The 14,220-nt window shown below is 69.1% G+C and carries 10 protein-coding genes and 1 pseudogene; 6 read left to right on the top strand and 5 right to left on the bottom strand.

The genetic code is table 11. The features are described 5' to 3' along the window. Positions 1-5: 5 nt before the first annotated feature. The 4 genes and pseudogenes from GS4_RS25100 to GS4_RS05130 all read right to left on the bottom strand — a co-directional run. Positions 6-1,097, bottom strand: a pseudogene (locus GS4_RS25100) (acyltransferase family protein); the annotation flags it as partial. A 146-nt stretch (positions 1,098-1,243) separates the two neighbouring features. Then, entirely contained in the window at positions 1,244-2,215 is a 972-nt protein-coding gene (locus GS4_RS05140) for a LysR family transcriptional regulator (protein ID WP_040509595.1), read from the bottom strand. A gap of 124 nt (positions 2,216-2,339) precedes the next feature. Further along, positions 2,340-3,758: an amidase gene (locus GS4_RS05135; protein WP_007618169.1), complete on the bottom strand. Its 1,419-nt coding sequence runs from the start codon at positions 3,756-3,758 to the stop codon at positions 2,340-2,342. A 30-nt stretch (positions 3,759-3,788) separates the two neighbouring features. Further along, positions 3,789-5,243, bottom strand: a complete 1,455-nt coding sequence (locus GS4_RS05130) for a purine-cytosine permease family protein (RefSeq protein ID WP_007618168.1) — start codon at positions 5,241-5,243, stop codon at positions 3,789-3,791. 249 nt (positions 5,244-5,492) lie between these two features. On the opposite strand from GS4_RS05130, the gene GS4_RS05125 reads away from it, so the two are divergent. The 4 genes from GS4_RS05125 to pgfA all read left to right on the top strand — a co-directional run bounded on the left by GS4_RS05125 (position 5,493) and on the right by pgfA (position 9,885). Next, positions 5,493-6,995, top strand: a complete 1,503-nt coding sequence (locus tag GS4_RS05125; RefSeq protein WP_040509594.1) for a CoA-acylating methylmalonate-semialdehyde dehydrogenase — start codon at positions 5,493-5,495, stop codon at positions 6,993-6,995. 10 nt (positions 6,996-7,005) lie between these two features. Beyond that, positions 7,006-8,166 carry an iron-containing alcohol dehydrogenase gene (locus tag GS4_RS05120; protein ID WP_007618166.1) on the top strand — a complete coding sequence of 387 codons (1,161 nt, stop codon included), beginning with the start codon at positions 7,006-7,008 and terminating at the stop codon, positions 8,164-8,166. A 135-nt stretch (positions 8,167-8,301) separates the two neighbouring features. Further along, positions 8,302-8,451, top strand: coding sequence for a hypothetical protein (locus GS4_RS25545; RefSeq protein ID WP_157226506.1), 150 nt, complete (start codon positions 8,302-8,304; stop codon positions 8,449-8,451). A gap of 84 nt (positions 8,452-8,535) precedes the next feature. Continuing rightward, entirely contained in the window at positions 8,536-9,885 is a 1,350-nt protein-coding gene (gene pgfA / locus GS4_RS05115; protein WP_007618165.1) for a cell envelope lipid trafficking protein PgfA, read from the top strand. Here the strand turns inward: pgfA and GS4_RS05110 are convergent. Beyond that, positions 9,800-11,212 carry a lipopolysaccharide biosynthesis protein gene (locus GS4_RS05110; protein WP_007618164.1) on the bottom strand — a complete coding sequence of 471 codons (1,413 nt, stop codon included), beginning with the start codon at positions 11,210-11,212 and terminating at the stop codon, positions 9,800-9,802. The two genes, pgfA and GS4_RS05110, sit on opposite strands and share 86 nt — an antisense overlap. 189 nt (positions 11,213-11,401) lie before the next feature. Between GS4_RS05110 and GS4_RS05105 the strand changes: the two genes are divergently transcribed. Together GS4_RS05105 and GS4_RS05100 are read left to right on the top strand one after the other, a co-directional pair. Then, positions 11,402-12,409 (top strand): HpcH/HpaI aldolase/citrate lyase family protein, encoded by a 1,008-nt coding sequence (locus GS4_RS05105; RefSeq protein ID WP_007618163.1) that lies wholly within the window; start codon positions 11,402-11,404, stop codon positions 12,407-12,409. Positions 12,410-12,418: 9 nt separating this feature from the next. Beyond that, complete coding sequence (locus GS4_RS05100; protein WP_007618162.1) at positions 12,419-14,158, top strand: MmpA family trehalose lipid delivery protein; 1,740 nt, start codon at positions 12,419-12,421, stop codon at positions 14,156-14,158. Positions 14,159-14,220: the final 62 nt, after the last annotated feature.

Genomic DNA, 14,220 nt, shown 5'->3' with positions numbered 1-14,220 from the left:
GCCGAGACACCGATGGTGACCACCACGGTGATCGCCCAGACGAGCACGGTGTCGCCGTTGAACGGCACTATGCCGAACAGTCCGAACACCACCGCGAGCACCGCGATGTGCCAGATGAAGATGCCGTAGGACCATCGCCCGAGTGCCTGCATCACCCGCGAGTCGAGGAACCGGAACGGTCCCGGTGCGCACAGCAGCGGAGCGAGGATCGCGTATGCGCAGATCGCACCCAGGACCATCTTGACGGCGAACTGCCACTGGTGCAGGTCGCCGAGCCCGGTCGGACCGGCGATCGGCGTACACGCCAACCCGTAGGCGACGACGAGCACGGCGAACATCAACCATCGGCGGCCACTGATGCCGATCACGACTGCGAGCCACCGGGACTGCACGGCCCGGGGATCAGCGACCCGCGACTCCCACAGTCCGACGAGTTCGGCGAGGACGAGTCCGGCCAGGAACCACGGCAGGTGCCCGACGACCCAGTTCTTCGGCTCCACGCCGGCCGGCACCGGCAATGTCACCGCGACCCATCCCCAGGTCAACGACGCCGCACCGATCGCGAACAGCGCCGGGATGCGCCACCGGACGCGCCGACCACGCAGGGTCACGAGGGCGAGCCCGAGCAGCGGCAGGAGCAGGTAGAAGGCCACCTCCACCGACAGACTCCACATCTGGGTCAGGCCGGCGGTGAGCGACAGCGGCACGAAGACCTGCGTGAGCGTGAGGTTGGCCAGCCAGACGGTCGCGTCGGCGTTCTGCGCATCGGGCAGCAGGGTGAGGACCAGGACGACGACGACCAGGTAGGCGGGCCAGATGCGGACGACCCGGTGTCGGAGATAGCGCCGAATCGGCGGATGCCCGCCACTCGCACCGCCCCCGTGTGTATCCCCACAGTGTGTGTCTCCGCCGTGTGTGTCTCCACCGTGTGCAGCGGCGACCCAGGGCCGCCACAGGAGGAACCCCGACAGACCGAAGAAGAGTGCCACGGCCAGATCGAGACGCCCCAGGACCGGACCGAGCACCGGGATCTCCACCGCACGGGTCTGGAAGGCGACGTGGGTGGTCAGGACACCGAGCGCGGCGAGGGCACGCATGCCCTCGAGCTGCGGGACGAACCGACGTGGACCCGGCACCTCTGCCGCCGTCTGTCGGCGAGCAGTCGGGGCATCGGGTGCGGAGCTGTCCGGGCTGGTGGAGACCATTTCGACACAGGGTACCGACCGCACGCGGGCGCGGGCGCTCAGACCGTCGGGGGTGGCGGGACCGGACGTCCGTTGGTCGACGGACCTCCCGGACGATCCGCGACGGGCACCCGTAGGTACGGGTTGTCGGCGACGATGCGGTGCAGGCTGTGGACGATCTCGGAGATGCGCGCCAACCGGATGAGCTCTCGCGGCACGACCAGCCAGTAGTTGCGCTCCGCCACGAACTCCTCGTCGAGGACCGTGACCACGTCCGGGAGGGTCTTGCCGATGTAGGTGGGCAGCGGCGCGATGCCGAGACCTGCGCGCACCGCCTCCCGGTGTCCGGCGATGTTGTTCGCCTGCACCCGGGCTCGGACACCGGGCAGGTGCCGTTCGAGGATCTGCAACGGGTCGACGTCGAGCAGGTCCTCGATGTACCAGATCAGAGTGTGCTCGGCGAGGTCGTCGATGGACTCCGGGATGCCGTGATCGTCGAGGTACCGGCGAGACGCGTACAGCTTCAGCTCGTACTGCCCGAGCTTCTCCACGACCACCGACCGCGGCGACGGCTCCTCGAGGGTGATCCCGATGTCGAAATCACGACCGGTCAGCAGGTCGTGTGTGGTCGCCGTGAGTACCTCGAGGGTGAGATCCGGGTGCCGGTTGCGCAGGGCCGACAACCCCGGCATCAACAGGTAGGTGCCGAACCCGTCGGGCGCGAGGATGCGGACCGTGCCCGACAGTGCGCCGCCGCCGGCCTGTGCGTCGACGACGACGTCCTGGGCCGCCACGATCGTGGTCTCGACGGCCTCGGCGTACGGCACGATCTCCTGCCCGGCATCGGTGAGTTGCCATCCGCCGGCGGTGCGGTCGAAGAGTCGGACGCCGAGGTCCTTCTCGAGACGCCCGATTCGGCGGGAGACCGTGGTCTGGTCGACGTGCAGCCGGCGGGCGGCGTCGGCCACCCGTCCGGTCCGGGACACTTCCAGGAAGAACTGCAGGTTGTCGGCGGCCAGCACGGGTCCCATACTCACCGATCAGACCTCTTCCCGGCAATCACGCCGCCACCGTCGGAACCAACCGCATCGACTCCCCGGCACCGACGCCGCCCCGCGTGGAGGCGAAGGGGCGTCGGTGCTCCCGACATCGGTCTCACAGATCCGGGTGTCGGGAGTTCCAGTCGGTGGTGCGCTGGAACGCGTCGACGATCCCGACGAGTGCCTGCTCGCTGAACGCGCTGCCCACCATCTGCAGCCCCACCGGGAAGGGGCGTCCGGCCTCGGTGGTGGTGAAGCCGCCGGGGAAGGTGATCGTCGGCAGTTGCGAGAGCGTGAACGGCACGGTGAACCGGTGCACGCCCGCTGTCGTCTCGTCATCCATCCGGACCATCTTCTCGACCGGCGGCGCGATGAACGACAGTGCCGGGATCAGCACCGAGTCGACCTGCGACACAGCAGCTTCCATTCGTCCCTTGAAGTCCCATCGGCGCCGCAGCAACTCGTCGTACTCGATCGCCGACATGGACCGACCGCGCTCGATGAGTTCACGCAGAGCGGGTCCGTAGGTGTCGAGTGCCGCCAGGAATCCGTCGCCGTGGGCCCGGGCGGTCTGGGCGGCGCAGACGCCGAACCAGTCGTCGATCGCCTGCGTCGGATCGGGCAGCGTGACCGGCACGATCTCGGCACCCAGGCCGGCGAGGTGTTCCTCCGCGGCCCGATGCGCCTTCTCTACGTCGGCGCTGACCTCGTGGTAACTCCAGGCGGGATCGACTCCGATCCGGACACCGTGCAGCGAGCGCGGTTCCACGCCGACGGAGAGGTCCGGCACCGGCACCGACGACGCCGTCGGGTCGCGGGGATCGGCACCGGCGATCGCCTCGAGGACGAGGCCCGCGTCGCGCGCCGAGCGGCACATCGGTCCGACGTGATCGAGCGTCGCGGCCAACTCGACGACCCCGGCCCGGCTCACCCGCCCCCAGGTCGGCTTGAGGCCGGTGACGCCGTTGGATGCCGACGGCATGCGGATCGATCCACCGGTGTCGGAGCCGAGCGCACCGAAACAGAGTCCGGCGGCAGCCGATACACCGCTGCCGCTGGACGAGACACCGACCCAGCGGCTCTCGTCCCACGGGTTCAACGGAGCCCGGAAGGGCGCGGTGTGTTCGGTGTACACACCCTCGGTGGTGTGCACCTTGCCGAGGATCACCGCTCCCGCCGCCTCGAGTCGCTCGACGACGGTTGCCGACGAGTCGGCGACCGTCCCGCGACGCGAGGCCATACCGGCCTCGGTGCGCCATCCCTCGCGGTCGTAGATGTCCTTGATCGCGAGCGGGATGCCGTCGAGGCGACCGATGGTCTGCCCTGCCGCGCGCCGCTCGTCCGACCGGCGAGCGGCGGCAAGGGCGTCGTCGCGTGCGACGAAGGCGTACGACCCGATCCGCTCGTCGACCGTGTCGATGCGGTCCAGCAGGGCCGTGGTCACCTGTACGGATGTCAGCTCACCTGCGGACAGCAGGTCGGCGATCTCGTAGATCTCCTGGTAGTGCAACTGATCGGTGTGATGGGTGTTCATCTCGGGGACTCCGTGTCTCGTGCTCGGCGCTCAGTCGAGGGCAGGGGCCGGAGTCGGATCCTCGTCCTGGACGGACGGGGCGCCGGGCCGGTACTGGGAGCCCTTGGTGAGGATGGTCAGAGGGATGTAGATCGCCGGCCCGAGCAGCATCGCGATGAACGAAGCGTAGTAGAGCGGGTACACCCCGGCGACGCCCACGGCACCGACGGCGAAGCTCACCAGGAGCGCCGCGATACCGCACACATTCCAGTTCTTGACCTCGTGGTCGCGGTACTCGATGGAGTCGACCGGCGCGAGGCGCAGCCACTTGCGGCAGACGAAGTAGTCGCTGAGCAGGATGAAGATCCAGGTGTTCGTCATGATGCCGGTGATGGCCAGGAACTTGTCCGTGTACTGCAGGATGTTGATGGGGTACAGCACGATTCCGACGAGCACCAGGGCGACCATCCACCACTGCCGGCCGATCCGTTTCGTCGACAACGCATCCCAGGTGTTCGCCAGCGCGAGCGACCCGGAGTACAGGTTCATCACGTTGATCCGGATCTGGGTGATGATGGCGAAGATGACGCCGAGCACCCCCATGACGACGGCGAAGATCAGGCCCGGGTCGGTGGCCGAGAGCTCCCGCTCGGCCTGCGTGCCCGAGAAGTGCTGGAGCATCGTGAAGCCCAGGAACACACCGAGGATCATCACCACGACGATCATCAGCAACTCGGTGAGCATGACCGCGCCGGCCCCGACGTAGGACACCGACCGCTTGATGAATCGCCCGTAGTCGGTGGCGATCAGAGCCTGGAAGACGACCTGCCCGTTGGCCAGGCTCATCGCCTGCCACATCGCGGCGCCGGTGACGCCACCGGTGACCTCCCACTGACCCGGCCCGACGAGGACGTAACCCTTTGCCAACATGACCAGGCCGATGATGAAGAGCAGCAGGAATATCGGCGCACCGAACCGCTGCAGCAGGTTCATCGAGTGCATCCCTCGCCACGAGAAGTAGAGGGCGATGGAGGCGACGATGGCGAATACCACGCTGGCCGCTGCGGAGTTGATCGAGATCCCCAGCAATTCACTGAGGCCGTGCGAGACGATGCTGCCCTCGAAGATGAAATAGAAGACGTAGTTGATCGCGTAGACGAACGACGCGACCGCGGAACCCTTGGCACCGAAACCCAGTCCACGCGAGAGCAACGGAAGCGAGAGACCCTGCTGACTGGCGATCCGCATGACGAGCGCGCCGACGACCGTCGCCCCGATGACCATGTAGGCGACCGGCACGAGGAACAGCGGCCACCCGACGAGGAAGCCGATCTGGCCACCGAGAGCGAACCAGAACATGGCGGTGACGTTCCCGGTGAGGACGAGCAGGATGGCGGGTCGACGCCATCGTGCGCTGTCGGGCACCCGCTCCGTCGCATAGCTCTCGATCTGATCGTCGAGGCTGGCGGAGGGACCCTTGAAGTAGTCGGAGAGACTCACGTGCATTCCCTTCGGACGACAACCGACGTCTCAGGTGGGGCGGTCGGCGTCGCATTCAACCAATGTGTGTGAACCACATCTCACTAGGCGTCGATGCATCCGTCAACGCCGACAAATGCACTCGACACTGCAAAAGTGCAGTGGTGATCTCCGTCGCCGCAGCACGCCTTCACACGCTGGATGTCTGCGATTGTGCAGTTGCATATGCAAGTTGCGGCATTGACGACTGCACATTCGCGTCCCCACAGTGAGTGCATGACTGTTTCCTCGATCACAATCCCGCACTGGGTGAACAACCGTCGCCACGACGGGACGGGCACCCGCTCGGCCGACGTCACCGATCCCGCCACCGGCGCGGTCACCGGTCAGGTCGCTCTCGCATCGGAGGACGACGCGGCAGAGGTCATCCGCGCGACCGCCGACGCCTTTCCCGGGTGGCGTGACACCTCGCTGGCCAAGCGTGCGGCCGTCGTCTTCCGCTTCCGTGAGCTGCTGAACGAACGCAAGGGTGAGCTCGCCGCGATCATCACATCCGAGCACGGCAAGGTTCTCGACGACGCGCTCGGTGAGGTGAGCCGTGGTCAGGAGGTCGTCGAGTTCGCCTGCGGCATCCCGCATCTCCTCAAGGGCGGGTTCACCGAGAACGCGTCCACCAGGGTCGACGCCCACTCCGTTCTGCAGCCGGTGGGCCCGGTGGCCGTGATCAGCCCGTTCAACTTCCCCGCGATGGTTCCCCTCTGGTTCTTCCCGGTGGCCATCGCCGCGGGCAACACCGTCGTGCTCAAGCCGAGCGAGAAGGACCCGTCCGCATCACTGTGGCTGGCCGAGTTGTGGCGGGAGGCCGGTCTGCCCGACGGCGTCTTCAACGTTCTCCAGGGCGACAAGACGGCGGTCGACGCCGTGCTCACCGATCCGGCCATCAAGGCCGTGAGCTTCGTCGGGTCCACGCCGATCGCCCAGTACGTCTATTCCACCGGTACCGGCAGCGGTAAGCGCGTGCAGGCACTCGGTGGCGCGAAGAACCACGCCATCGTGCTGCCAGACGCCGATCTCGACCAGGCCGCCGACGCGATCGTCGGTGCGGCCTACGGCTCGGCAGGCGAGCGCTGCATGGCCATCTCGGTGGTCGTCGCGGTCGGCGACGTCGGCGACCTCCTGGTCGACAAGCTGGCGTCGCGGGCACGCGAGATCGTCCCCGGTGATCCGACCGCGGGCAACGAGATGGGCCCGCTGGTCACTGCTGCCCATCGCGACAAGGTGGTCGGCTACATCGCCGCGGGCGAGGAGGCCGGCGCGAAACTGGTCGTCGACGGCCGGGAGATCACACCGCGCGGCGACGCGAACGGCTTCTTCGTCGGGCCCACGTTGTTCGACCACGTCTCCACCGACGCATCGATCTACCGTGACGAGATCTTCGGCCCGGTGTTGGCCGTGGTGCGCGTCGAGAGCTATGACGAGGCGCTCGCGCTGGTCAACAGCAGCGAGTTCGGCAACGGCACCGCGATCTTCACCAACGACGGCGGCGCGGCGCGACGATTCACCAACGAGGTCGAGGTCGGCATGGTCGGCATCAACGTGCCGATCCCGGTTCCGATGGCGTACTACAGCTTCGGCGGTTGGAAGAACTCGCTGTTCGGCGACTCGCACGCTCACGGTATCGAGGGCGTGCATTTCTACACCCGCACCAAGGCAATCACCACCCGATGGCTGGACCCCAGCCATGGTGGCGTGAATCTCGGCTTCCCGCAGAACGACTGACGGAGCATCGATGTCCTCATTCGCATTTCCCAGGTTCCTCAACGTCGGCGCCGGCGCGCTCGAGACCGCAGGTGACGCGCTCGACACCCTCGGTCTCTCTCGTCCGCTGATCGTCACCGACACCTTCATGGTGTCGACCGGTGCGGTCGACCGACTCCGCACCGCACTGGAGCTGTCCGGGCACAAGCCCGAGGTGTTCTCCGAGACCGTGCCGGACCCGACCACCACCTCGCTGCAGGCGGGCATCCGGGCTGTCGCCGACCACGGCGCCGACAGCGTGATCGGCTTCGGCGGTGGCAGTCCGATCGACACCGCGAAGGCTCTCGCGGTGCTCGGTGTCAACAACCGTCCGATGAGCGAGTTCAAGGCCCCATCGTCGTTCACCGGGCCGGCGCTGCCGATCATCGCCATCCCCACCACCGCGGGAAGCGGTTCGGAGGCAACCCAGTTCACGGTCATCACCGATGACGCAACCGACGAGAAGATGCTCTGCCCAGGTCTCTCGTTCCTCCCGGCAGGTGCGATCCTCGACTTCGAGCTCACGGTGTCCATGCCGCCGCGGCTGACCGCCGACACGGCGGTCGATGCGCTGACCCACGCCATCGAGGCGTATGTCAGCAAGCGCGCCAACCCGATCTCGGATTCGTTGGCACTGTCGGCGATCTCGACCATCTCCGCACTGGTTCGCCGAGCGTACGCGGACGGGGCCGACCGGGAGGCGCGCGAGGGACTGATGATGGCGGCCACCCAGGCCGGGATCGCCTTCTCCAACTCGAGCGTCTGCCTGGTGCACGGCATGAGCCGACCGATCGGCGCCCACTTCCATGTGGCCCACGGTCTCTCCAACGCCATGCTTCTGCCGGCGGTGACCCGGTTCTCCGTCCACGGCAACGTCTCCCGTTACGCCGACTGCGCGCGGGCCTACGGCGCCGCGACCGAGACAACCGACGACGCGGATGCCGCGGCGCAGTTGGTGACCGCGATCGACCGGCTCTGCGCCGACGTCGAGGTACCCACCCCGGCCGCGTACGGGATCGACGCGGGCAGGTGGCGGCAACTGATACCGACGATGGCAGAACAGGCCATCGCCTCGGGCTCACCCGGCAACAATCCGGTGGTGCCCACCCAGGTGCAGATCCAACAGATCTACGCCGACGTGTACGGGGGCTGACCCCCGCGTCGGGGCGGATGTCCCCGGAGTCCCCGGCATCCGCCCCGTCGTCGACGTCCACCCGCACATCCCGCCGCTCGCTTTCCCACGCCCACCCACCCCGCCGCCACGACCCCGTTCGACGAGAGGTGCACCATGATCACCACCACGCTTCACGGCGCCGGCATCGGTCTCCGTGTCCTGCTCACCGCCGTGGCGATCGCCGTCGGCATCGTTCTGCTCATCTGTCAGTCGTTGGCGAGTCTGGTCCTCGGCGGCATCGCCGGAGCGGGATCACGCGGCTGATCAGCCCGATCCCGTCACCCCTGCCGCTTGTGCCCGCGACGCCGTGCGCCGACGGCCGGGGGGCCGGTCAGTAGTGTCACGGGTATGCCGTCGACCGAACCGCCCACCCCGGACGCCGACGACGACGCCACTCGTGGCACCGACGAGGTCGACACCACTGATCCCGCGACGGGCGCGACCGAGTCGGAGATGTCCGGCCGCTCCGACACCGACGGTCCGGTGCAGAGCCGGTTCACCACCCGCGAACTCGTCGGTCCCACGCTCCTCTTCGTCGGTGGGTTCCTGCTGGCGGTCGCCATCGCGCTGCCGACCCTGTTCGTGGACCAGCTGAAGACCGTCGGACTCGGCATCGACCAGACCACCGTCGGCGAGTCCGAGCGTGGCGCCGAGATCCTGGACCGCTGTTCGTTGGATGCGCCGACCGCGCGGGTCGTCGGCGCCGACCTCACCCGGCAGCAGCGCGTGGTCGCGGTACGCCCCGCCGATGCGGACCGGGTCACGCTACAGGCCGGCACCTCGATCCGACTGGACCACTTCGTCGTCGACGGCCGCGAGCAGGACGTCGATGCACCGCGTCCCGGTGCGCCGGAACCCGTTGAGCGTGAGTCCGATCCGGCGGACGACGGCAGCACCACCGATCGCCGCTCCGATCGCGAGGACTGCACAGACGCGACCGTCACCGCGGTCAAAGACCGGGTCACCATCGATCGCCGGACCGCGCGGCCGATCCCGGGACCGACCGGTTCGGAGGTCCAGTACGACAGCCGGCGGGCACCGATCGTCGTTGCCGACCGCGCCGGCTTCACCTACCTGTTCCCGATCGAGACCGGTTATGCCCCAGCGGGTCTCACCTACTTCGACCCGACCACCCGACGAGCACTCCCCCTCGAACGGACCGGCACGACCACCGTCGCGGGGCGCGATGCGGTCGAACTCGTGGCACACGTACCCGACACCGACCTGAACACGCTCGGCGAGAACGCGGTCGGACATCCGCCGACCACCCTGACGCGGCCCGCGTCGTGGTTCGGTGCCGAGGGAGATGCTCGCCGACCGTTGACCGCACACCTGCACCATCGGGCCGAGGTACGACTCGCCGTCGACACGACCACCGGGACTGTCCTGGACCGGCGGGAGCAGATCACCCAGGAGTACCGCTTCACCGATCCCGATCTCGGGGACCGTGCGACCACGGCACTCTCGGCGACCTTCGGTTACGACGAGGCCACCCGGCGCGCCTTGGCAGCCGACGCGGATTCGACTGCTGCGCCGCTGTTCTGGTGGGGTTCGGTGGTGCCCGTCATCGCCGTCGTCCTGGGCGTCGCCGCGATCGTCGCCGGGCTGTTCGTCACGATCCCGGCGTGGCGGTCGACCTGGTCTCGCGGACGTCGGGGGCGGGCACGGGCATCCGAAGGCAGTACACCGTCGTCGTGACGGTGGCGACGGTCGCCGCGACCAGCGCCACCACGGCGAGCACCACGACCGAGTCGGCGACGAGCACGATGGTCACCACCTCGACTACCACCACCACCCAGGCGATCAGGGCGACGGCCGTGCGATCGCGCGCTATCGCCGACAGCAGCGCGACCTGGAGCACCGACAGCAGTGCGCCGGTCGCCGCGAAGACCCAGAGCAACGGGACGAGTGGTCGGTAGTCGGGGGTGATCAGGATGGGCACGAGCGGACCGGCGACCCCGGCCAGCACCGTGAGTGCGGCACCGATCACCGCGACCACCGTCAGCGCCTCTCGGAGTGAACGTCGGGAACGTGCGGGATCGGCGAGGCGGGGGTAGAAGACGACGCCGATGGCCTGCGGCAGCCAGAACGCCACCTTGGTGGCGATCGCGCCGAGCGCATAGACACCCGCATCACCGGCATCGAGCACGCTGCGGGTGAGGAGCAGATCCAGCGACGCCGCGACGATGAGGACCAGTTGCACCTGCGATGCGCGGGCCACCCCGGCCAGCGCGCCCAGACGCGGTCCACGCGCCGGGGACTCCGAGCTCCCTCTCCCGTCCCGCCCCGTGCCGTCAAGCCCCGTCCCGTCCCGCCCCGTCCCGTCAAGCCCCGTGCCGTCCTGCTCGGTGCCGTCGGTCGCCGCGCTGCGGTCGGCAGAGCACGATGCACCATCGGCTACCGGCCGTCCGGCGACGGCGACCATCGCCCACACCGCCACCGCACCGACCACCGCACCGACCGTGCCCGCGAGCAGGCCGCCGAATGGGCCACCGCCGAGCGCGAGAGCCAGCACCACCGGGACGGTCCGCACCACCCCGACGCCGGCGAGCACCCAGGCCAGGGCGCGGAACTGCTGCCGTCCCTGCAGCACCCCCTCACCCGCACCGATGACCGCGAGCACCGGTGCCGTCGCGAGCGCCGCCGCCGCGATCGGCCATCCGGTGTCGGCGACGAGGGCCATGATCGGCGTGGCGGCCACCGCCAGCACCGCGACGACCACCGTCGTCTGTACGGTGAGTCGGCGGATGCGCGCCATCTCGGTGTCGAGGCCGACTGATCGCGCCCCGGTGCGTCCAGGATTCCGGACGACCTCTCGCGCCGTGACCGCCTGCAGTGCGAGCGCCGGGACACCCAGCACCAGCATCGCCGACAACAACACCGCGAACTCGCCGTAGTCGGCCGGTGAGAGCCACCACCGACCTGCGGTCACGTGGACCAGGTAATTGCAGACGTTCGCGACCATCGACCCGACCGCAACGGCGCCGACCGCGCCGACGAGTGCACGGCGGCCGGTCGATGTCATGCCGACAAGTGTGCCTGGCGTCGTCCCGGGATCGGTGCGGGTGGCGGGTCCGGCGCCCGAGAACCGGCGCGATCCCGGGGTGGCGTGCGTGCCACGCCGACGATGGGCGACGATGGTGTCCGCACGACCTGCCGAGTTCGTCCGCGTGAGCAGGTCCCGACCCGCGCATCAGTCGCAACGAAAGAGACGATGTACGACCAGCCGTTCCACGACTCCGACCCGTCCGACGTCGGGTCCCGCATCGATCCCGTACTGGCCCGCAGCTGGCTGCTGGTCAACGGCGCCCAGTTCGGGCGGTTCGAGGCGGCGTCGCGGTCACGCGCCGACGTCGTCGTCCTCGACATCGAGGACGCGGTCGCGCCGAAGGACAAGGTGGCGGCGCGTGAGAACGTCATCCGATGGCTGGGCGGTGGCGCCCCGCACCACGCCGCCGAGGTCGCGCAGGCCTCCGGTGCCCCACGAGCGTCCGGCGACGAGGCGGGTACCGCACCGAGTCCGTCCGGTGCGGGCGATTGGGTGCGCATCAACGGCTTCGGCACGCCGTGGTGGGCCGACGATCTGGCCGCGCTGGCGTCCGCGCCGGTCGGCGGTGTGATGCTGGCGATGGTCGAGTCCGTCGACCACGTCACCGAGACGGCGAAACGACTGCCCGGTGTGCCCATCGTCGCGCTGGTGGAGACGGCGCGCGGGCTGGAGCGGATCAGCGAGATCGCCTCGGCCAAGGGAACGTTCCGTCTGGCCTTCGGCATCGGCGACTTCCGGCGCGACACCGGGTTCGGCGACGACCCGACGACGCTCGCATACGCGCGGTCGCGGTTCACCATCGCCGCCAAGGCCGCTCACCTGCCCAGCGCCATCGACGGCCCGACGGTCGGTTCGAGTGCCCTCAAGCTCAGCGAGGCGACGGCTGTCAGCGCCGAGTTCGGCATGACCGGCAAGATCTGCCTGTCACCCGATCAGTGCGCCGCCGTCAACGAAGGCCTCTCCCCGTCGCGCGAGGAGATCAGCTGGGCCAAGGAGTTCTTCGCGGAATTCGAGCGGGACGGCGGTGAGATCCGCAACGGCTCCGACCTGCCCCGTATCGCGCGGGCGACCAAGATCCTCGACCTCGCACGCTCATACGGCATCGAGCCGTCGGTCTACGAGGTGGACGACGCCGGACACGTCCCCGCACCGTCGGACACCTACCACTACTGAGTAGTCGCGATGGCCGGCCCGAGAGTCCTGCCGGCACTGACCGTCGTCAGTGTCGGCCTCGCCGCGCTGACCCTCGCCCCCCTCGTCGGCCCCGGGCACCTCCTGTACCGAGATGCGGTGTCGACCCCACGGTCCTTCGTCACCGACGGCGCGTTGGGCGTCGGCGACCGGGCGCCACGTGCGGTCCCACAGGATTGGCTGATCGCAATGCTGAGTCACGTCGTCGACGGCGGGTTCGTGGTCGTCGCACTGACTTTCGTCGCCCTTGTGGCCGCGGGGACCGGCACCGGTCTGCTCGCCCACCGACTGGTGCCCGCCGGCGGTCGGGGCGGTGCGATCGTCGCCGCGGTGGTCACGATCTGGAATCCGTTTGTCGCCGAGCGCCTTCTGCAAGGCCACTGGTCACTCCTGATCGGCTGTGCCGCGCTCGGTTGGCTCGTGGTCCTGCTGCTCGACCTGCGCGATGGCGAGTCGGAACCTGGACACCGCGACGGACCTATCTGGGCGCTCCTGATATCGGTCACGGCGGCCGCCGGTCTGACCCCGACGGGCTCCGTGCTCGCCGCCATCGTCCTGTTGACCATCGGTATTCCGCTGCTGACGATCCGGAGTCGATCGTCGCACCGCGCGCGGAGACGCGGCGCCGTCGCGGCGTTGCCCGTCATCGCCGTCCTGGGGGCTCTGCCCTGGCTGACCGCCGCCGTCATCGGTGGTGCGTCGGTCACCTCGGGTGAGGCCGGGGTGACCGCGTTCGCGGTACGGGCAGAACCCGGCTTGGGCACGCTCGGCACCGTCGCGGGTCTCGGCGGCATCTGGAACGCCGATGCCGTGCCGTCGAGTCGCACCATCTGGTGGGCGGCCGTCGCCACCGGGTGTCTGCTCCTGGTGGTGGCGGTCGGCTCCGCACGACTCGTCCGCGATCGCCGGCATCTCGATCGATCGGTGGCACTGCTCGCCGGGCTCGCCGTCGTCACCCTGCTGGTGATCGCAGTGTCGGCGACGGGCGTCGGCGAGTCGGTGCTCTCGTGGATGGTGCGTGAGATCCCCGGGGCCGGGTTGTTCCGGGACACACAGAAATTCGTCGCGCTGATGGTGCCGTTCGCCGCGGTCGCGGCAGCCGCGGCGGTCGCATCGATGCGACGGTGGGTCCCGGTCGGCTTCGCGGTCGCCGCCGCGCTCCTGCTGGTGGTCGCCCCACTCCCGGATCAGGCATGGGGTGTCGGTGACCGGATCGGTCGCGTGCACTACCCGGCGGACTGGACCGCGGTCGCCGACCGCATCACCTCCGACGACGGTGCGGTGGCGCTCTGGCCGTCGGGGACGGTCCGGCGTTATGCGTTCTCCGCTGATCCGTCGCTCGATCCGACGGCACGGCTGGTGCGGGCGACGGTGCTGGAGCCGGGCGCGTTGTCGGTGGACGGGGTCGAGGTCGACCCGCCGGATGAACGCTCTCAGCGAGTCGACGAGATCCTCGCCGCCGGAGGCGATCCCGCGCGACTCGCCGCCGAGGGAGTCGGTTGGGTGCTGGTCGAGGGCGGCGATCCACCTGCGCAGCTCGGCCGCGCCGACGTCGCCTACCGAGGCACCGACCTCACGCTGATCCGCATCGACGGCGCATCGCAGCGATTCGATCCCTCGCCGACGGTCCGGGCCATCGCCTGGACCACACACCTCGCCTGGCTGGTCCTCGTCGTCGGCGGCGGGGTGATCGGCGCAGTCGGGCTGCTCCGCCGTCGCCGATCCGACTGACTGACCGCAGGTATCGGATGCACGGTCGACGATCTCGAACGCACGGTCGACGCGTTGAGGGG

Source organism: Gordonia soli NBRC 108243 (assembly GCF_000334455.1).
Lineage (GTDB): Bacteria > Actinomycetota > Actinomycetes > Mycobacteriales > Mycobacteriaceae > Gordonia > Gordonia soli.
Note: the sequence above shows the minus strand (reverse complement) of the source record. Positions and strands in the feature narration are given on the sequence as shown.

What these genes read in the sequence shown, in the direction of transcription:
- GS4_RS25545 (WP_157226506.1), top strand. Translation starts at nt 8,302, where the DNA reads ATGATCACCACCACGCTTCACGGCGCCGGCATCGGTCTCCGTGTCCTG.
- GS4_RS05100 (WP_007618162.1), top strand. Translation starts at nt 12,419, where the DNA reads ATGGCCGGCCCGAGAGTCCTGCCGGCACTGACCGTCGTCAGTGTCGGC.
- GS4_RS05105 (WP_007618163.1), top strand. Translation starts at nt 11,402, where the DNA reads ATGTACGACCAGCCGTTCCACGACTCCGACCCGTCCGACGTCGGGTCC.
- GS4_RS05125 (WP_040509594.1), top strand. Translation starts at nt 5,493, where the DNA reads ATGACTGTTTCCTCGATCACAATCCCGCACTGGGTGAACAACCGTCGC.
- GS4_RS05135 (WP_007618169.1), bottom strand. Translation starts at nt 3,758, where the DNA reads ATGAACACCCATCACACCGATCAGTTGCACTACCAGGAGATCTACGAG.
- GS4_RS05110 (WP_007618164.1), bottom strand. Translation starts at nt 11,212, where the DNA reads ATGACATCGACCGGCCGCCGTGCACTCGTCGGCGCGGTCGGCGCCGTT.
- pgfA (WP_007618165.1), top strand. Translation starts at nt 8,536, where the DNA reads ATGCCGTCGACCGAACCGCCCACCCCGGACGCCGACGACGACGCCACT.
- GS4_RS05130 (WP_007618168.1), bottom strand. Translation starts at nt 5,243, where the DNA reads ATGCACGTGAGTCTCTCCGACTACTTCAAGGGTCCCTCCGCCAGCCTC.
- GS4_RS05120 (WP_007618166.1), top strand. Translation starts at nt 7,006, where the DNA reads ATGTCCTCATTCGCATTTCCCAGGTTCCTCAACGTCGGCGCCGGCGCG.
- GS4_RS05140 (WP_040509595.1), bottom strand. Translation starts at nt 2,215, where the DNA reads ATGGGACCCGTGCTGGCCGCCGACAACCTGCAGTTCTTCCTGGAAGTG.